The sequence below is a fragment of the Bacillus sp. ISL-78 genome (assembly GCF_018613455.1).
Lineage (GTDB): Bacteria > Bacillota > Bacilli > Bacillales > DSM-1321 > Peribacillus > Peribacillus frigoritolerans.
Map to the genome: position 1 here is coordinate 114,621 of NZ_JAGGQC010000003.1, position 18,490 is coordinate 133,110.

Genomic DNA, 18,490 nt, shown 5'->3' on the forward strand with positions numbered 1-18,490 from the left:
AAAAAGACGCTTGGAATTATCCAAGCGTCTTTTCACGTAATTTTTTCCATATGGTCTCGATCATCAATAAGAACGGCTGAAGGGATGTCTATCTTATTTATATAATCCTGGATTTGATTGATCGGTCCATGGCAGTTTCACACCGAAAGTACTTGCAATGAACTGTGTATCTTCCCTTCTTTTTTTCCTTATTTGGGCCCGTTGTTTTGCTGATTCATTTAAATTCATTTCCATCTCCGTTTCCGGAACCAAACGGGGAACAGGAATTGGTTTACCTTCTTCATTAATGGCAACAAATGTCAGGAAGGAAATGACGCATAAATTTCGGGCTCCTGTAACTAAATCTTCTGCAATCACTTTTACGATGATTTCCATTGATGTTCTGCCCGTATAAGTCACGAAGCTTTCAAGGCAAACTGCATTTCCTTCGTGAATAGGGTGCAGGAAATCGACGGAATCAGTTGATGCCGTAACGACGTTGCTTCGCGCATGACGCATGGCTGATATAGCCGCTACATCATCAATGTATGCCATTAATTTGCCTCCGAACATCGTACCAATATTATTTGTATCCGGCGGGAGGACAAGGCTTGTTTTTATGACCAAAGAGTCCCGGCAATTTTTTGTTTCTTCCATGGTGATTGCACTCCTTTATGTCTGATTTCTCACTAGTTCACTTTATCGAATTCTTACCTGTAAAGCAATTCACATGCTTATTTTCCTGCTATTAATCAAAATTATGCGGCTTATAATGAAGCCAACCACTTTCACTGCCCTTTTGGCTGCTTGCCTTGCTGCAGCTCACGCAGGCTTAAGCCAAATGTCATTTGTAAATGGGGATAATCCTTGAACCCTGCCCAATCCCCTCCCCAATCGAAACCTAACCCTTTAGCGATTGTTACGACTTCCATCCAATCCGACTTTCCATTATCGTTGCCGTCATAACTCATATCCCAAATGGCCTCGCCTTGTTTGTTAAGGAGGGCAAAATCTATCGCCAAACCGAAATTATGCAGCGACTCGCCACCTCTTGCATTCGTTACGATGTTGCCCGGGTCTGATCGGCCCTTTTCATAGAGTTCATTTTGCTCGGCTATAGACCGGTATCCGGCCGTAATGATTACCGGGATGCCTTTGTCCTTAGACTGTTTGATGAGCTCATCTTTTTTTTCGGCGACGATCGGATTCAGCTCTTCAGTCAGTTCGATTTCGTCTAGATCAGGCGGAAGCATATACTTGAACAAGAGCCACAGCAGCAATCCGAAAAAGCCCAATACCAAACATGTCCTTACCCAAGTGGCTTTCACTTAAAAAATCCTTCCTTTACGAATATCTGTCTGAAAATGAAAAACTCAACCAAAGAGGGATGAGTTTTTCTTCTATTATAACTTTGCTTTTAATTCTTCAATTTGCAATAAATGCCGTTTTTCATGCAGTCCCACGAACGGAATCCATTGCTTCAGGCTTAAATCTTTGAACAAAGGATGTGGAAAAGACTTTTGTTCGAGATCAATTTCCTTCGCATGGTCAACGACCTGTATAAAAGCTTTTCGGGATTCGGACAACTTCTCCTTAACTTCACTCAAGGATTGGTATGATTCTGACGGAGTGACAAATGGCGGGGCCTCGACCTTCACTACACGATTTAACGTAAGTTCTATCGGTTTATCCACAGCAGGAATGCTTTCATCGCTTTTCAATTTATCGGAAATGCTCTTTGTTATGGCCCTCTCCATTAAATATAAATGATCCAAAACCTGGATGATGCTCCATCTTCCTGTTTCAGGTTGGGCGTTCAGCTGTTCATCCGATAGTCCGTTGACAGCATTTAAAAGTTCTTCCCTGATTTTTTCATTTTCATTCATTTTAGCATCTCCTCTTATCAGCCTCGCTAATCTCCCTTAATTATTCCATGTCCTATAGGAAAGTGTAAAATAATAATACTTTTTGCCAATACGAACCGATTAAAAGTTATCTATTTTTTAAAAAGCTCTATGATAGTCATAAAGGCACAAATCATCTAGGACAGTAAATTAGGAGTGATTGCCATGAGTGGAGGACATATTCCATTCAGCCACAAAGCCGCAGTACTATACATGCAATACCCTCAAAAGGAAGCATATGGTTGATGCTTAAACAAATGTTCAATCGGGACCCATCGAAATGGAAGTTTTGCTCTTTGGTTTTATGTATCATGCTTTTCATTTCATTGCTTGAGTTCTCCATCCCCCAATTGACACAGTTTACGATTGATAAAATCATTCCCGAAAAAAGATATGGCTCGTTCATCTGGATTGGTGCAGGCATTCTTTGTGCTGCAATCTTATTGGCTAAACTGAACTACTTTAACAGCTATATCGTTTCCAAGGTCGGTCAAAAGGCCATCATGGATATACGTAATAGCATGTATGAACATATTCAAACACTGGATATGAAATTCTTTGATAAAAACCGGACTGGTGACTTAATGTCTCGGTTGACCAATGATGTCAATTTACTGCAGCAGCTCATCTCTTCGAGCATGCTTCAAGTCTTGACTGATACGGTGACCTTCATTGCCGTATCGGTATATATGCTTTTCATTAACTGGAAGCTTACCATTGTCCTTCTTATTACATTCCCTTTCATGTTCTATATCACAAGGTTATTCGGGAAACGCATCAGGATTTCATTTTCGGGGACAAATGGGAATTGTTTCTCAGGATATCATTCTATTCAATGGTTCCATCCGTGATAACATCGTGTATGGCAAACTTAATGCTACAGATGATGAAATCATCGAATCCGCCAAAGCGGCAAATGCACATGACTTTATCAGTGCCTTTCCTGATGGTTATGATTCTCAGATCGGAGAGCGCGGAGTCAAGCTTTCAGGCGGACAAAAACAGCGCATTGCCATTGCCAGGGCACTTTTGAAAAATCCGCAAATCATCATTCTCGATGAAGCAACGGCGGCCTTGGATACAGAATCTGAACATTTGATCCAGCAAGCCTTGTCACGTTTAATGAAAAAACGGACTTCAATAGTCATTGCACATCGTTTATCGACCATTCATGACGCCGATCAAATCATTGTTCTGGAAATGGGCAGGTTCTTGAAAAAGGAACACATGACCAGTTATTGCAAAACAACGGCAGATACAAGCAGATCCATGACTTACAGTTCCCTCAACTAAGCGATATCAAATACCTAGCAACTTAGCAGGCAAACATGCACAGAAAGTCCTTTCTGTGCATGTTTGCTTTCATTTGAAATCATATCTTTCCAAAACCCGATTCGCAATGAGCTGATACCCTTTTTCATTCGGATGTAATTTATCACTGAAATACACTGTTTTCTTTTTATCTTCAAAAAGATCATTCGTAGGAATGAATAACATCCTTTTATCTTTATCCGCTATTTCCTTTATTGACTCGTTATAATCTCGAATATGCTTTTCAAGTTTATGATTGTCTTTGATTGGGTTATATAGTCCCACTACCAGGATATCCGCTTTATCGTTTGCCTCTATCAGTGTTGATGTAATCTTCTTCAGATGGTTGATATACTCCCGTTTACCCTCGTTGATTTTTCGGTCACTTATTTTCTCCAAGTCCCCGCCGTTACTATTGATCAAGTCATTCGTTCCAATAAAAACAATGAAAGTATCGGCTTCATCCAGTTTCGTTTTAATGCGGTAATCATCAAGCTGTTTCATCACCCCATCCGTTTCCTGGCCTTTTATACCGTAATTCCAAAAACTCACTTTTTGTTCCGATTCCGGATTATTCAATTCATCCTCAAGGCCTTCTATATATCCTTCCCCATCCTTATCCCCTTTTCCATAGGTTAACGAATCTCCAAAAGCCATGACCCTTTGCACATCTTCCGACTCCGAGGCATGAAATTCATATGCAGCAAAACATATAACCAGTATGATAATCAATATACCTGCCAATTTTTTCATTTGGTTCTCCTCTTGTCTTTTTAATAGAAGTATTTAATCTTTTTCATACCCACAAAATCTGCAGTACTAACTTAAAAAAGAATTGTCAGATAAAGAGTAAAGAGTGTATGATAATATAAAACTTTCAATGGATTGGGTGTCATTCAACGTCCTGAAACCAAAAACGGGATTACCCTTCATTCTGGAGATTGAATAAATGATAGTTAGGAGTTAAATCATGGAAGAACACATAGAGTTTAGAGAGGCAGAACTATCTGATCTACCCAGAATTGTTGAAATATATAATTCGACAATTGCTTCAAGGATGGTCACGGCAGATACGGAACCTGTATCCGTCCAATCGAGGGTTAAATGGTTTGAGGAACATCATTCAGAAGGTAGACCGCTATACATCATTACTATAGAAGGGAAAACCGCTGGATGGATGAGCTTTCAATCCTTCTATGGCCGACCGGCATATAATTCCACTGCCGAAATCAGCATTTACATTGATGATTATTTCCGGGGAAAAGGAATCGGACAAATTTCGATTCGAAAGGCAATTGAATTGAGTCCAAAATTGGGTGTTAAGACTTTATTGGGTTTCATTTTTGCCCATAATACACCAAGCCTTAAGCTTTTTTCCAAATTTGGGTTTGAAGAATGGGCACATTTACCTCAAGTTGCCGAACTTGATGGTATTGAGCGGGATTTGATCATTCTTGGTAAACGTGTCGATATTTAATGTATAATTCTTTAGAGCTATTGCCTTGAGCAGTAGCTTTTTCAAATTTATACAGGTCGAATTGGCTAATTTAAAAATACCTATATGCTTTTTGAAGGGAAAAATCAGAATCTCTTTTACTTGCTAACGCATTTAAAAGCGTATCCAATTCTTGACTGGCTTGAACAGTCAGCAGATTTGTTAAGCCGTAAATCGCCCCCAACTTTATCATTTCCTGTCTCTTTTCTTCTACTTTTTCTATAGTAACCTTACGGCAAGTCATTATAGTAACCTCCCATTTATTCAATATTTTTACACTTTCATCATAATGAAATCACTAGTTAAAATCAACTATTTTCCAGCAATTAAATGTGTTATTTTATAGAATAAATGTGACAAAACACCTATTTTGTTATTTAATTATGTATATTTTGTGTCATTTTCTAATAAACGCAAAAAAAAGCATCCACTAGTGTAGACTGCGAATGCTTACATCATATCCCTTATCCAAAAACCCAAATATTGTATTTCATTTACTATGTCATCCATTCAGAAGGTGACTCGTTATTTGGTCTATTTATAACAATCTTATATTCATCTTCAAGTACTTTTAATGGGGCATCATAAAGGTGCCTTTCATCAGAGGTTTTGTATACTCCATTGGCCAAAAGCTCTTCAATGAGTTTTGCCTTCCTCTGTTCAATCCTCTTAAATAATTCTGCCATGTAAATGGCTCCTTTCCTAGTCATCGAGCCTGCTTCTAGTTAGCTAAACTTCATCAACTTGTTTGATTTCACCAAATTATATATACCTTTTATAGTATGTCACTAAACGTTATTTCCCAAAAATAAAAGCCCCTTCCAATTTAAGAAGAGGCTGACAGTGTCCGTACGGCTCTTCTTATCTTCCAAGCATATGCTTGTTGGATTTAGCACAGTTCCCAAAACGGGTCCGCTGCCGAGGTTTCTTAGGGCCAAGTCCCTCCACCTCTCTGGATAAGAATTCGATATATAATGATGTAGAAATGATTCTATCCTAATAATCTTCAAAAGTCAATTACCTGGTTCTCCCTTTTTTCCTGGACATAAAGTGATTCCTCTTTCAAATACGGGTTGCATTTTCTTGTCTTTCTGATATGATGTCAGTAATTACATACAATTCACACCACTAGGGGAGTCTTTTTTAAGACTGAGATGGAATTAGTTCCGGACCCTTTGAACCTGAACCGGCTCATACCGGCGGAGGGAAGTGGATGATATCGTCCATTTACAGACTATATCCATCTACCCCGTTCCGTATTCAGGAACGGGTTTTTTTATTTAACAAAGGGAGCCATTCTATAGGAGGATGAACAATGGAGAATACAAAATTAGAAACATTCAGTGATAGACTGCATGCACGGGCAAAAGACATTTGGAAAAGGAACCATTCACATCCCTTTGTCCAGGCAATTGGAAACGGTACACTTCCTGAAAAGAAATTCGCCTATTACCTGAAGCAGGACTATATCTATCTCATGGATTATTCCAAGCTCTTTGCTTTAGGTGTCATCAAAGCCCATAACATCGAAACCATGGCAAAGTTTGCGAGCATTTTAAATGAAACCCTTCAAGTGGAAATGGATATTCATCGGCATTATGCTTCCGAATTCGGGATCAGCTCCAAGGAATTGGAAAATACGGAACCTACTCCAACCACTCTAGCCTATACAGGTTACATGCTAAATGCAGCTCAGCATGGTACATTGGCAGACTTGATCGCCTGTCTCCTGCCCTGTGCCTGGGATTATTATGAAATCGGTTTGCTGTTAAAAGAACAAAATGGAGCAGCATTGGAAAACAATCGCTACGCAGATTGGATAAGGTCCTATTCATCTCCTGAATTCGGGGAAGCACACAAGTGGCTGATCGCTTTGTTGGAAGAATTGACGGAAGGCATGCCTGAAAAGGAACTTCTTAGATTAGAAAAGCACTTTTTGGTTACTTCCCGATATGAATATTTATTCTGGGACATGGTTCAAAATGAGCAGGATTGGCCTCTGTAGGTGGTTGACATGAGGATGAACCCTATCAAGAAACTGACATTGACTGCCATGATCACGGCTTTAACGACGCTCACCAGTTCATTTATTTTCATCCCTGCAGGATTTGCAAAAATCTTTCCTATTCAACATCTGGCAAATGTCCTGACGGCGGTGCTGTTGGGGCCTGCATATGCTGTGACACAAGCTTTTTTAGTTTCCATCATTAGAAACATGTCTGGTACCGGTTCAATTTTCGCCTTTCCTGGCAGCATGATTGGTGCACTTTTGGCCGCCATCCTTTACCGAAAAACACAAAGCTTAAAATTCGCCTGCTTAGGGGAAGTGATCGGGACCGGCATTCTCGGTTCCCTTGCCTGCTATCCACTTGCCACCCTCCTATTGGGAGAAAAAGCTGCTCTTTTTGGTTTTTTACCGGCTTTTATGTTCAGTTCATTCGCAGGGGCGATTTTAGCTTTCGTATTACTTAAAATACTGTTAAAAAATAATTATATGAAGGGGTTTTTTTATGAAAACAGCATTAACGATCGCAGGCTCTGATTCAGGGGGCGGTGCTGGAATACAAGCGGATTTAAAAACATTTTCTGCACATGGTGTATTTGGAATGTCTGCCATCACAGCCGTAACCGCCCAAAATACAATGGAAGTCCGTTCTGTACAGCCCATTGAAACTGCTATCATATCGGATCAAATTGCAGCTATTTTTGAAGATATTCCTGTCGATGCAGTAAAAATAGGCATGCTTGGATCAAAAGAAATCGTGGAAACGGTCGCTGCGTCCCTTAAAACCTTCATGCCTGCCATCGTTATCCTTGACCCTGTCATGATTTCCAAAAGCGGCCACCATTTGCTCGACGAAAAGGCCGTCTCTGCCTTAAAAATGGAATTGCTTCCGCTTGCAACTCTTGTAACACCCAATGTACCAGAAGCGGAAGTACTTACTGGCTTCCCGATTCGGACGAAACAAGATTTCTACAGGGCATGCATTTCGATACAAGAAATGGGTCCTAAAGCCGTTTTACTTAAAGGCGGCCATGCAGCAGGAAATCCAAATGATCTTTTTTATGATGGGACTGACTTCCACTGGATCAAGGGAGAGCGCATTCATACAAAAAACACTCATGGTACGGGCTGCACCCTATCATCCGCCATTACATCTAACCTGGCAAATGGACTGCCATTGCAAGTGTCGATCGAACATGCCAAGACCTATATTTCCGAAGCGATACGCAATAGCTTTTCAATCGGTAAAGGTCATGGACCTGTCCATCATTTTCATTCATATTCAAAAATAGAACGGAGTGATTTGTTATGAAGGTTTCTTCAGCCGATTTATTTATGAAGGTAAGAGAAAGGAAACCACTCGTTCACCAAATCACCAACTTTGTTACGGTCAATGACTGTGCAAATGCCACCCTTGCCATCGGAGGTTCACCAGTAATGACATCGAGCTCAAAAGAAGTGGCGGATATGGTCAAATTAGCAGATGCATTGGTCCTGAATTTCGGTACGATCGATGATAAAGCCTTGGAGGCAATGGAGATTGCTGGTAAAACGGCAAATGCCCTGGACATCCCGGTCATTTTGGACCCGGTGGGAGTTGGTGCCACCTCCTATCGTACAGAGCAAGTCAAAGAGCTCCTAAGTAAGGTTACTTTCCAAATCATTCGCGGAAATGCGAGTGAAATCCTGTCATTGATGGGTGGGGATACCGTTACACGCGGGGTGGATTCGGGGGAACTTGCGATTAGCAATGCAGAGCTGGCTGCACGAGCGGCAAATGAACTGAATTGCATCATCGTGGTCAGCGGAGCTAAGGATGCGGTCAGCGATGGAAAACATACGGCCATCATCGATAACGGGAACCTCCTTTTAACTAATGTTACAGGTACCGGTTGCATGTCCACTGCACTTATCGGAACTTTTTCCGGAGTCACCGATGATTTCTATTCTGCAGCAATTGCCGGTATCTCAACAATGAGCATTTCAGGGGAACTAGCAGCCGCAACACTTCAAAAGGATGAAGGAACAGGTACTTTCCGTGTGCGCTTAATCGATGCCATATCAAGAATGGATAAGGAAATTTGGATGCATGAGGTGAAAATAAATGAAGAAGTCCCAAATTGATTTAAGCCTGTATTTAGTTACGGAAGAGTCCATAGCAATAGAAGAATTGACCAAAATCATTGCAGAATCGGTTTCAGGAGGAGTCTCGATCGTACAACTTAGAGAGAAAAACAATTCCTCCCTTTCCTTTTATGAAAAATCATCTGCATTAAAACAGTTATTGAATGAGCTTTCCATTCCCCTTATCATCAATGACCGGGTGGATATAGCACTTGCGGTTGGAGCGGACGGAATTCATATTGGGCAAGATGACCTTCCATTGCCTGTCGTCAAAAAAATGGTTCCTGAAGATATGATTGTCGGTGTATCTGTCTCCACTCTTGAAGAAGCTCTCGAAGCCGAACGAAATGGAGCGGATTATATCGGAGTCGGTTCCGTTTTCCCCACCAAGACCAAACAAGATGCAACCCTAATGGCACTTGAGAATCTGGGGGAAATTTGCCGCAGCGTATCCATTCCCGCAGTAGCCATCGGGGGTATCACTGCCGATAACATTTCCGCTCTTTCTGATATCGGACTATCAGGTACCGCAGTCGTATCGGCCATCATGAATGCAGATAATCCGAAGACTGCCTCCGAATCCCTTTTAAAAATCATAAAAGACTTTAAATAACAAAAGGATGGGGACTGCATGCAGTCCCCATCCTTTGTTTATGTCAAAACGGTATTCTTTGTTTCCTTCCCAAAAGCCACGGCAACTGCCCCCACTAAAATAGCAATTGTAAAAATGGTGAAAATCGATGAAATCGGGGTATCTGCGGCAACTAAATACCCTACAAGCAAAGGTCCAAGAACACCGCCAACCCTCCCGATCCCTGCAGCTAACCCAGCCCCTGTACCGCGAACTGATGTTGGATACTGTTCAGGTGTATACGCATAAAGTGCACCCCATGCCCCTAGGTTGAAGAAAGAGAGGAACATTCCGGAAACTATCAGCAGTGCCAGCCCTTCTGCCGAGCCAAAGAAAAAGGCACTGACGGCCGTCCCAATTAAGTATGTGATCAAAACGAATTTACGTCCCATCTTCTCTATCAGCCATGCAGCTGAAAAATAGCCCGGAAGCTGTGCAAGCGTCATGATCAAAACATATTCAAAGCTTTGAATCATGCTGAAGCCTTTTAGGACCATCACGCTTGGCAGCCATAAAAACATCCCATAATAGGAAAAGACCACGCAAAACCATAAAATCCACAATACAAGGGTCTGACGGGAGTATTCCTTTTTCCAGACACTTTTCATATTGCTTAATACAGATGGTCTTTGCTTTTTTTCAAGTTCCGTATACTTTGGTGAATCCGGCAGTTTCAAGCGTAGATACAGCGCATATAAAGCTGGAACTGCGCTCAATAATAATGCAACCCGCCAACCATAAGCCGGTATGATGAAATAGGATATGAGTGCTGCCAAAATCCAGCCAACCGCCCAAAAGCTTTCAAGAAGGACGACGACCCTTCCCCTTTTACTCGCTTCAACACTTTCAGAGACCAATGTCGAGGCAACCGGGAGTTCTCCCCCAAGTCCCATTCCAATCAAAAAACGCAATATCAAGAACAGGCTGAGTGTACTGACTGCTGCAGACAGGCCACTTGCAATCGAAAACAATAATAGTGTAATGATAAAGACATTCTTTCGTCCGACCCTGTCGGCCATCGCACCAAAAAATACGGCGCCAACAGCCATTCCTATGGAGTTTATGCTCCCAATCCACCCAACCTGCTCACTGGTTAAGTTCCAATCCTGCTTTAATACAACAATGATGAAAGAAAGCATACCGACATCAAGTGCATCGAACATCCATCCAAGACCCGCAACACCAAGTAACTTACGCTGCGATATCATTTTCGCATTATTTCCCATATATTCCTCCTGAAGAACTTTAGACCTTCTTGTTATTTTATCCTTTTTCATTTTAACTATTTACTTTCATTTTTGCTATAGTAATTACACATGTCATGACAAAATATTACTACATTTTTTTAATAGATGAAGAAATCTTGGATATTCTGTCGAATGTTATAGATTGAATATTCCCTTTTTTTCATTTATCATAAAAATTGGCAATCATAGCGTTAACAATAAGTCATCATGTTTTGCCCAAGATAAACATTTTATTCAGGAGGGTAATTAATGACAAATCTAACGTTAGAAGTAAGTGGAAAGCTGCAAAAATTTTTAACAGGACCAAAAAAGCTCTATATTAATGGTCAGTTTGTAGAAAGTGCTTCAAAAAAAACCTTCTCCACTCCTAATCCTGCTACAGGACAAAAACTTGCCGATGTTTATGAAGCTGATAAAGAAGATATCGACTTAGCCGTCAAAGCTGCACGCAAAGCATTCGATGAAGGTCCTTGGTCAAGAATGAGCGCAGCTGCACGCAGTAGACTGATGTATAAACTAGCCGATTTAATGGAAGAAAATAAAACTGAACTTGCTCAATTGGAAACGTTGGATAATGGGAAACCAATCAGTGAAACTACAAATGCCGACATTCCTTTAGCAATTGAACATATGAGATATTTTGCTGGCTGGTCCACCAAGATTGTTGGACAGACCATCCCGGTAAGCGGAAATTACTTTAACTACACAAAACACGAGGCTGTTGGTGTTGTCGGCCAAATCATCCCATGGAACTTTCCGCTGCTTATGGCGATGTGGAAACTGGGAGCGGCACTTGCTACAGGTTGTACGGTCATATTAAAGCCCGCTGAGCAAACACCGCTTTCCGCTCTTTACCTGGCTGAATTATTGGCTGAAGCCGGTTTCCCTGACGGGGTCGTCAATATAGTTCCCGGTTTTGGTGAAACGGCTGGACAAGCGCTTGTCGACCATCCGCAAGTAAATAAAATTGCATTTACCGGCTCGACTGAAGTTGGAAAATTGATCATGCGTTCCGCTTCATATTCATTGAAACGCGTCACATTGGAACTTGGAGGGAAATCGCCAAACATCATCCTGCCTGATGCGGATTTCTCAAAAGCCATCCCTGGAGCTTTGAATGGGGTCATGTTTAACCAAGGCCAGGTATGCTGTGCCGGTTCAAGGGTTTATATCCAAAAGAAACATTATGATAATGTTGTTGCCGATATGGCCAGCCATGCAAAAAACATCAAACAAGGGATAGGCCTGGATCCAAGTACCCAAATTGGGCCGCTTGTTTCCGAGGAACAGCAAAATCGGGTAATGGGCTATATTGAAAAAGGGAAAAACGAGGGTGCGGAAGTTCTTGTCGGCGGAAATAAACCGGGTGAACAGGGCTACTTTGTTTCTCCTACTATATTCGCTGGTGTTGAAGAGGATATGACAATTGCTAAAGAAGAGATTTTCGGACCGGTCATAGCGGCAATGCCATTCGAGGATTTAGATGATGTCATTAACCGTGCAAATGCCAGTGAATATGGTTTGGCTGCCGGCTTATGGACAAGCGATATAGCCAATGCCCATTATGTTGCAGGAAAACTCCGTGCCGGTACCGTATGGGTGAACTGTTATAACGCGTTCGACGCAGCTTCTCCGTTTGGCGGCTACAAACAATCCGGAATCGGACGTGAAATGGGATCTTATGCACTTGACAACTATTCTGAAGTGAAAAGCGTCTGGATTAATTTGGGTAAATGATTTACTGACTATTAAGGAAGAGGGTCTCAAAGAGACCCTCTTTCTTTCAGTCCATTGATTCAATGTACCAAATTATTCAACTATTCAAACCTTTTCAATAGTCTTTCTTTCTCATGTTTTGGTAAAATGCAAGATAGACACAATAGCTGCTGGAGCATCATCTCCCTGCCGGTATAATGATCTCCTTCGTATACGAGTAGTTTTCACAAACAATGTAAAAAGTTTCTTTTTTATAGAACAAAAATTACAATTAAAAATGTAGAAAATGGAAAAGAGGAGTTTTAAATGATGAGTGATTTTCAAACGAATTTAGAAAAATATGCAGAACTTGCCGTAAAAGTCGGCGTAAACATCCAACAAGATCAAACCTTGGTCGTAAACACAACATTAGAGGGTGCTGACCTTGTGCGTCTCATTGTAAAAAAGGCATATGAGAACGGTGCGCGCAATGTCATCGTTAATTGGAATGACGATATCGTTTCACGTACCAAATATGAATTGGCTCCGGATGAGGTGTTCCACGAATATCCAAAGTGGCGCGCAGAAGAAACGATCGAACTCGCAGAAAACGGAGCTGCTTATCTATCCGTTATCTCCTCCAGCCCTGACTTATTAAAAGGTGTGAAGCCTGAAAGGATTGCCAACTACCAAAAAGCATCCGGGGAAGCACTGAAGAAGTGGCGTCAGTATATGCAATCCGATAAAGTGAGCTGGTCCATAGTTGCTGTCCCTTCAAAGGCTTGGGCTGATAAAGTATTCCCTGAAGAAGCAGAAGGAAAACGGGTTGACCTGCTATGGGAAGCCATTTTCAAAGCAGTTCGTGTTGATGTGAAAGATCCTGTGGAAGCCTGGAAAAGACACGATGATACCCTGCATGAAAAGGTTGATTATCTAAATGATAAGCATTACCAAAAGTTGCATTATACGGCTCCTGGAACCGACTTGACAATCGAATTACCCGAAAAACATCTATGGGTCGGGGCAGGAAGCGTGAACGTACAGGGTCATGAATTCATGGCTAATATGCCAACCGAAGAAGTGTTTACAGTTCCATTGAAAACAGGGGTTAACGGTACGGTTTCCAGTACGAAACCACTTAGTTACGGAGGAAACATCATCAATAATTTTTCCGTGACCTTTAAGGAAGGACGGATCATTGAAGTAAAAGCAGAAGAAGGGGAAGAAATCCTAAAGCAATTGGTTGAAACGGATGAAGGTTCACACTACCTTGGTGAAGTCGCGCTTGTTCCATTCAACTCACCGATTTCCCAATCGAATGTTTTATTCTTCAACACATTATTCGATGAAAATGCATCAAACCATCTTGCTATCGGCAGCTCCTACGCTTTCTGTATTGAAGGCGGCAAAAACATGAGCCCAGAAGAGCTTGCAGAAAATGGACTGAATGAAAGCCTAACACATGTCGATTTCATGATTGGATCGGAGAAAATGAACATCGACGGCATCAAACAGGACGGCACCTCCGAACCTGTCTTCCGTAATGGGGATTGGGCGTTTTAATTAAAGTGTTGATATAGAGGGGTTTTGAAGGGCTAAAACCTTGAGTGGTCACAGAATTGGTCACATTTCTTTAGATTTAAACAAATTATCAAGTTCATCAGCCACGTGTTTCTGCATACTAGGAAGCACGTGGCTATACTTATCTAGCGTAATTTGAATGGATGTATGTCCCACCCTCTCCGAAATAACCTTTACATTCACATTTTGTTTGATTAGCATCGTTACATGTGTATGTCTTAAATCATGAAAACGGATTGTAGGTAATCCTAGCTTTATAGCTTGAGCTTTAAGTCGTTTGGAAAGCGTTGCAGAATCGAGCGGATTACCGTAGCGTGTACAAACAACTAAATCATAATCATTGAAGTTTTGACCCTGCTTCAACTTATGCCCTATAACAACGATTCTCTCCCTTTTCAGTTGTTCTATCAACACGTCAGGGATATGAATCGAACGGACACCAGCACTCGTTTTAGCACCAACTTTGAACTGCTTCGCGTTTATATCATAGATTTGTCTGATATAAATAATTTTTTGTTCAAAATCAATATCCTTCCAACGCAATCCAGTTATTTCACCTTTTCTCATACCAGTTAATAGAGCAATTAAAAAGACCGTATAAAACCGATGCTTCCTTGAGTGCTGTATGAAATGCTCAACTTGTTCAGTATCCCAAGCAGTCATTTCAAGATTATTTCTCTTTGGCAACGTCACATTTAAAACTGGATTTTCATTTACTAGCTTTAAACTAACAGCCTTTCTAAAAACAACCTTCAACATATCAATAATTTTCTTAATCGTATTAGAACTTAGAGCAGTTTCTTCTACCAAATCATAAATAAATCTTTGGACTATCAAAGGTTCTATTTTTTGGATTCTAAAATGACCTAGTCTGGGATTGATATGGCACTTATTAAAGCTAATGTAGTTTTGATAGGTACTCACCGCTACATTCAGTTTCATTTCCTTTAACCAGTCTTGAATGAAATCACCTAGTGTCATTTTATCTGGTTCAACATAGTTACCCAGTCTAACATCATTTAGAAACTCACTAAGAGCATGCTCCGCTTCCTTCTTATTATTGAAACCCCTCTTCTTTTTTTGTGTTCGTTTCCCTGTTAATGGGTCAATCCCCATATCGATTACATAAAAATACTTACCTGTTTTCTTGTCTTTCTTGATACTACCTTTCACTGTTAAGAACCTCCTTGATTTCCTAACAGAAAATAAGTCCCTTAAATATATTGTATCAAATACATATCAACAATAAATCAAATACTCCTATATTAAATTTCTATACAAGCAAAAAAAGGAAACGCTCAAATATAAGCATTTCCTCATAATATTTATAACGCAATGGTTTAAGAAGACTCACCGAGAGAATAAAATGCAGCTAGGGATAACAAAGTCATTCTATCTATTTTTAAGCTCTCACTATCATATACTCTAACTTCAAATCTACCAGTAGTTCTATTTTTTCTTATTTCACCAAGCACAGCAAATGGAACTTTCTCATATTCTTCAAAGTACTTTTTGATGTGATGAAAATACCCGGATGCACCTGGACTGTTAGCAGTAAATACTTCTTCAAAAATCACATCTACTATAACATTTTGATGAATTATTGTGATTGCAAACTTTCCATTTTCAAGACTTACTGATTCTAAAAAACCATATACAGTTTTGGTTTTCCTTAAATCTGTATCGTTTAATCTATCAGCTGTTTTACTGCTCCCCAATCTTGGTTTGACTTCATCATCAACCTTCGCCAATGTACTTTCATCACTTAAATCAAGTACTATTTTGGTATCAGGCTTCGGACTAGTTTCGATAGTTTTCTCTTTTTTTGGTTTTTTTCTTCTTTCATCTCTTTTCTTCTTTTTTTCTTCCTCTGTCATTAATAACAAGTCAAATGCTCTATCCAAAGATGCATATTTTTGCTTCTTTGATAAAATACCAAATACTTCTCCCTCTTTATACGACCCGGATTTGCTTTTTACATTAGCAGTAAAATAATCACAATCGGCTGAATGTTGTTCATGCCTCCAGTTCCTAAAATAGCCACGATTTAATTTACTATCATATACATAACTCATTTTTGCCTCACACCCTGTAAAAGCGCAATACAAATTCTCTCTGTACTTCTCCTCGTAATCTTTTGCTGACATAGATTCTACATTGACTTTTACTTCATTAGTACCAGAACGATAAATTACTTCATCAACACTTGCCATAAACCTCAACCTCCCCAACTAGTAGGCAAAAAGACTATTTTTATGTTAAAAACATCCAATATACATAGATATATTTTATTAGTTTTATACATTTTTGTCAAAATTTCAACAAATTAATCCTTTCAATTATGAATTTCACATAATAAAATCAATATTTCATTAAGAAGAATTGAGTAAAAATAAAAGACCAAGAACAGAGAGCTTTTTAGTTTGCTCACTGTCTTTGGTCTTTTAGGTTTTAGGTATTTTGAAGGACACCGGTCCCCCTTTCAGCCACGACAAAATATTAATATTTCATTGTTTATCCGCTGCACTTTCTTCTTGCTTAGCAGCAACAGAAACAGAAAACCTTGATATAATCATGTATTATTTATATTCGATTAACACTAACCTCTTCTCATGATAAAGCTCATTTCAAATTATAAAGTAGTGATAACAACTGTAAAGTGGTTTCTAGAATAGAGAGTCTCATTTCTTCAATAATCGCTATCAAAAAATATCGAATGCACACCGAATCTTTAGAGTATCATTTATAGTTGTAATAATTTCGACGTTTACTTATCTTTTAAACTACTTTTCTGCTTTCGAATTACACTTTTAGCTCTTTTAGTGTTTTGCTTACCCTTATACCTTTGCTTAAAAATTTCAAAACGCTCAACAAAGGTTATCTTTCCTGAATCATGAGGCAAACCCAATTGTTTTCTAATGTAGTTATATTGAAAATCAACATAATCAACTAACCTTCTGTCCTCATCAAGGGACACATAGTCAATGTCAATATTAGAATGGGAATAAAGAGCGTATTTCTCTTCTTTAAGAATCCATATTATTGACTCCAGTTGTGGGTCTACTAGTTCTAAATTTACTTGTATGATTTCATCAATACTTTCAAACTGCTTAATACTGATTCCCTCATAACCATCAAAGGGATTTACACCTTCTAAAAGGATTCTATAAACTGGTGTGTAAACATCTTTAAGAATTTTAAGCTTATACTCAAATACCTTAGAGAATTTCTCTCTTTTTGTAGTAAAGAAATGAGTTAGAATAGCAGTTATAATTACTCCACCAGTCGAAACAACTAACATAAAAATTTTAATATCATCCATCCCCTAACCTACTCTCTTCAGTGAATTTTTGTACCTTTATCATACATATCTTAAATACATGCGTAAACGACTTGTGATTTTTCATGGTGTGTGGATGAACCGACTATGGGTTTATCCCGCCCAAGACCCGATGGTGATTGTGGAAATATGCCCCCCCCCACATCCTCAAAATAAAGAAAGAGACTACTTGGTTCGGGAGTCTCTTATAATTGCTTTGCTTCTAGTTCATTCTTTCTGTTAATTAGTGTTCGTTTCTTTATTCCCGTCATTTCTTCAACTTCTTTGTATGTATGACTCTTAAGCAATTCTAAAGCATGTAGTACTTGTTGCTTGGAGTGTTTTCTAGGTCTGCCTTCTCTGAAATCATCACGTTGCTTAGCCAATGCTTTACCTTCTTGAGTTCGTTCCACAATTAAGTTACGTTCCATTTCAGCCACAGCGAGCAGTGTAGTCAAGAAGAACCTTCCCATTGTTGTATTCTCCAATAAACCAACATTTAACACATGAACTTTAATACCTCGATTGAATAGGTTCTCAATTACTTCAATGCCTTCTCTTGTGTTACGGGCAAGACGGTCTAATTTCGTTACCACCAATGTATCGCCTTCTTGTAATGCCTCAAGTACCTTGTTGAACTCTGGTCTATCTGTTTTAGTACCTGTGAACTTCTCTTTATATATAACCTCGCATGCTTCCGATTGTAACGCTTGGATTTGAACATCCAAATCTTGTGATAGTGTTGATACCCTTGCATATCCATATTTCATATTATTTCCTCACTTTTCATCATCCATTTATTGCACTAAGTTAATGCACATTGTGAAGCCTATTATAGCAAGGTCGATAAAATGGTGCAATAACTTTCAAGTATTTGCACCAAAAAGGATAATCAACAATAAGTTGAACTCTAAACAAAGTCATATCAAATAGAACACGTTATACCAAGGGGAGCACTAGTTGTATTGACTTGTGTTACATAATTCATTTCAACATTCGTCTCGAACAACATCAGTTTATCATTATTTGTTTAATCTCTTCACCGGACTAAAACGTAGCCTTTATTTGAGTCGTATCGGAAATTTTATCAAAAGCTAGTTTGTGTATGAGAGTGGTTTCTTTATCACACTATTGACAGGTATTATAATGTAAAAGACATCCAACAATTGTGAATGTCTTTTCATAACTTACTTAAAGCA

At 39.6% G+C, this 18,490-nt stretch carries 21 protein-coding genes and 2 riboswitches; of the genes, 10 read left to right on the forward strand and 11 right to left on the reverse strand.

The features are described 5' to 3' along the window. Positions 1 to 93: 93 nt before the first annotated feature. From J7I96_RS03005 to J7I96_RS03015, 3 genes are all read right to left on the reverse strand, one after another. Entirely contained in the window at positions 94 to 636 is a 543-nt protein-coding gene (locus tag J7I96_RS03005) for an acyl-CoA thioesterase (RefSeq protein WP_034314279.1), read from the reverse strand. Positions 637 to 767: 131 nt separating this feature from the next. After that, complete coding sequence (locus J7I96_RS03010) at positions 768 to 1,244, reverse strand: M15 family metallopeptidase (protein ID WP_396020058.1); 477 nt, start codon at positions 1,242 to 1,244, stop codon at positions 768 to 770. Positions 1,245 to 1,382: 138 nt separating this feature from the next. After that, positions 1,383 to 1,865, reverse strand: coding sequence for a DinB family protein (locus tag J7I96_RS03015; protein ID WP_214768878.1), 483 nt, complete (start codon positions 1,863 to 1,865; stop codon positions 1,383 to 1,385). Between the two features lie 263 nt (positions 1,866 to 2,128). On the opposite strand from J7I96_RS03015, the gene J7I96_RS27855 reads away from it, so the two are divergent. Both J7I96_RS27855 and J7I96_RS27860 read left to right on the forward strand, forming a co-directional pair. Beyond that, positions 2,129 to 2,734, forward strand: a complete 606-nt coding sequence (locus J7I96_RS27855; RefSeq protein WP_251025106.1) for an ABC transporter ATP-binding protein — start codon at positions 2,129 to 2,131, stop codon at positions 2,732 to 2,734. Next, positions 2,685 to 3,176: an ATP-binding cassette domain-containing protein gene (locus J7I96_RS27860; protein ID WP_251025107.1), complete on the forward strand. Its 492-nt coding sequence runs from the start codon at positions 2,685 to 2,687 to the stop codon at positions 3,174 to 3,176. The genes J7I96_RS27855 and J7I96_RS27860 overlap by 50 nt, the downstream gene beginning before the upstream one ends. A 69-nt stretch (positions 3,177 to 3,245) precedes the next feature. Here the strand turns inward: J7I96_RS27860 and J7I96_RS03025 are convergent, their stop codons facing one another. Next, positions 3,246 to 3,947, reverse strand: a complete 702-nt coding sequence (locus tag J7I96_RS03025) for a DUF459 domain-containing protein (protein ID WP_214768881.1) — start codon at positions 3,945 to 3,947, stop codon at positions 3,246 to 3,248. Between the two features lie 217 nt (positions 3,948 to 4,164). Between J7I96_RS03025 and J7I96_RS03030 the strand changes: the two genes are divergently transcribed. Beyond that, positions 4,165 to 4,671, forward strand: coding sequence for a GNAT family N-acetyltransferase (locus J7I96_RS03030; RefSeq protein ID WP_214768884.1), 507 nt, complete (start codon positions 4,165 to 4,167; stop codon positions 4,669 to 4,671). Positions 4,672 to 4,741: 70 nt separating this feature from the next. On the opposite strand, the gene J7I96_RS03035 is transcribed toward J7I96_RS03030, so the two are convergent. Continuing rightward, complete coding sequence (locus J7I96_RS03035; RefSeq protein ID WP_214768887.1) at positions 4,742 to 4,933, reverse strand: aspartyl-phosphate phosphatase Spo0E family protein; 192 nt, start codon at positions 4,931 to 4,933, stop codon at positions 4,742 to 4,744. A 253-nt stretch (positions 4,934 to 5,186) separates the two neighbouring features. Beyond that, positions 5,187 to 5,375, reverse strand: coding sequence for a Fur-regulated basic protein FbpA (locus tag J7I96_RS03040; protein ID WP_034314291.1), 189 nt, complete (start codon positions 5,373 to 5,375; stop codon positions 5,187 to 5,189). 172 nt (positions 5,376 to 5,547) lie between these two features. Continuing rightward, positions 5,548 to 5,652, reverse strand: a riboswitch (SAM riboswitch). A gap of 157 nt (positions 5,653 to 5,809) precedes the next feature. Further along, positions 5,810 to 5,914, forward strand: a riboswitch (TPP riboswitch). Positions 5,915 to 6,004: 90 nt separating this feature from the next. Between J7I96_RS03040 and tenA the strand changes: the two genes are divergently transcribed. The 5 genes from tenA to thiE are packed head-to-tail and all read left to right on the forward strand — an operon-like array spanning position 6,005 to position 9,431. After that, the gene (gene tenA / locus J7I96_RS03045) at positions 6,005 to 6,694 is read left to right on the forward strand and encodes a thiaminase II (RefSeq protein ID WP_214922889.1); all 690 of its coding nucleotides are present in this window, start codon (positions 6,005 to 6,007) and stop codon (positions 6,692 to 6,694) included. A gap of 15 nt (positions 6,695 to 6,709) precedes the next feature. Beyond that, positions 6,710 to 7,231 (forward strand): energy coupling factor transporter S component ThiW, encoded by a 522-nt coding sequence (gene thiW, locus J7I96_RS03050; protein ID WP_214770108.1) that lies wholly within the window; start codon positions 6,710 to 6,712, stop codon positions 7,229 to 7,231. Continuing rightward, entirely contained in the window at positions 7,200 to 8,006 is an 807-nt protein-coding gene (gene thiD, locus J7I96_RS03055) for a bifunctional hydroxymethylpyrimidine kinase/phosphomethylpyrimidine kinase (protein ID WP_214768896.1), read from the forward strand. Before thiW ends, thiD begins: the two co-directional genes overlap by 32 nt. Next, positions 8,003 to 8,818 carry a hydroxyethylthiazole kinase gene (gene thiM / locus J7I96_RS03060; protein WP_214768899.1) on the forward strand — a complete coding sequence of 272 codons (816 nt, stop codon included), beginning with the start codon at positions 8,003 to 8,005 and terminating at the stop codon, positions 8,816 to 8,818. Before thiD ends, thiM begins: the two co-directional genes overlap by 4 nt. Next, positions 8,799 to 9,431 (forward strand): thiamine phosphate synthase, encoded by a 633-nt coding sequence (gene thiE, locus J7I96_RS03065; RefSeq protein WP_214922887.1) that lies wholly within the window; start codon positions 8,799 to 8,801, stop codon positions 9,429 to 9,431. Before thiM ends, thiE begins: the two co-directional genes overlap by 20 nt. A gap of 38 nt (positions 9,432 to 9,469) precedes the next feature. On the opposite strand, the gene J7I96_RS03070 is transcribed toward thiE, so the two are convergent. Continuing rightward, entirely contained in the window at positions 9,470 to 10,675 is a 1,206-nt protein-coding gene (locus J7I96_RS03070; protein WP_214768916.1) for an MFS transporter, read from the reverse strand. Positions 10,676 to 10,945: 270 nt separating this feature from the next. Here J7I96_RS03070 and J7I96_RS03075 point away from each other — a divergent pair, with 270 nt between their 5' ends. Together J7I96_RS03075 and J7I96_RS03080 are read left to right on the forward strand one after the other, a co-directional pair. After that, positions 10,946 to 12,433 (forward strand): aldehyde dehydrogenase family protein, encoded by a 1,488-nt coding sequence (locus J7I96_RS03075; protein ID WP_034314306.1) that lies wholly within the window; start codon positions 10,946 to 10,948, stop codon positions 12,431 to 12,433. 288 nt (positions 12,434 to 12,721) lie between these two features. Beyond that, positions 12,722 to 13,954, forward strand: a complete 1,233-nt coding sequence (locus tag J7I96_RS03080; protein ID WP_214768918.1) for an aminopeptidase — start codon at positions 12,722 to 12,724, stop codon at positions 13,952 to 13,954. A gap of 60 nt (positions 13,955 to 14,014) precedes the next feature. On the opposite strand, the gene J7I96_RS03085 is transcribed toward J7I96_RS03080, so the two are convergent. The 4 genes from J7I96_RS03085 to J7I96_RS03100 form a co-directional block, all read right to left on the reverse strand. After that, entirely contained in the window at positions 14,015 to 15,145 is a 1,131-nt protein-coding gene (locus tag J7I96_RS03085) for a site-specific integrase (RefSeq protein WP_214922885.1), read from the reverse strand. A gap of 167 nt (positions 15,146 to 15,312) precedes the next feature. Further along, entirely contained in the window at positions 15,313 to 16,185 is an 873-nt protein-coding gene (locus tag J7I96_RS03090; RefSeq protein WP_214922884.1) for a hypothetical protein, read from the reverse strand. Between the two features lie 554 nt (positions 16,186 to 16,739). Beyond that, positions 16,740 to 17,294, reverse strand: a complete 555-nt coding sequence (locus tag J7I96_RS03095; RefSeq protein WP_214922883.1) for a hypothetical protein — start codon at positions 17,292 to 17,294, stop codon at positions 16,740 to 16,742. Positions 17,295 to 17,497: 203 nt separating this feature from the next. Beyond that, positions 17,498 to 18,061 (reverse strand): recombinase family protein, encoded by a 564-nt coding sequence (locus tag J7I96_RS03100; protein WP_214922882.1) that lies wholly within the window; start codon positions 18,059 to 18,061, stop codon positions 17,498 to 17,500. Positions 18,062 to 18,490 lie beyond the last annotated feature (429 nt).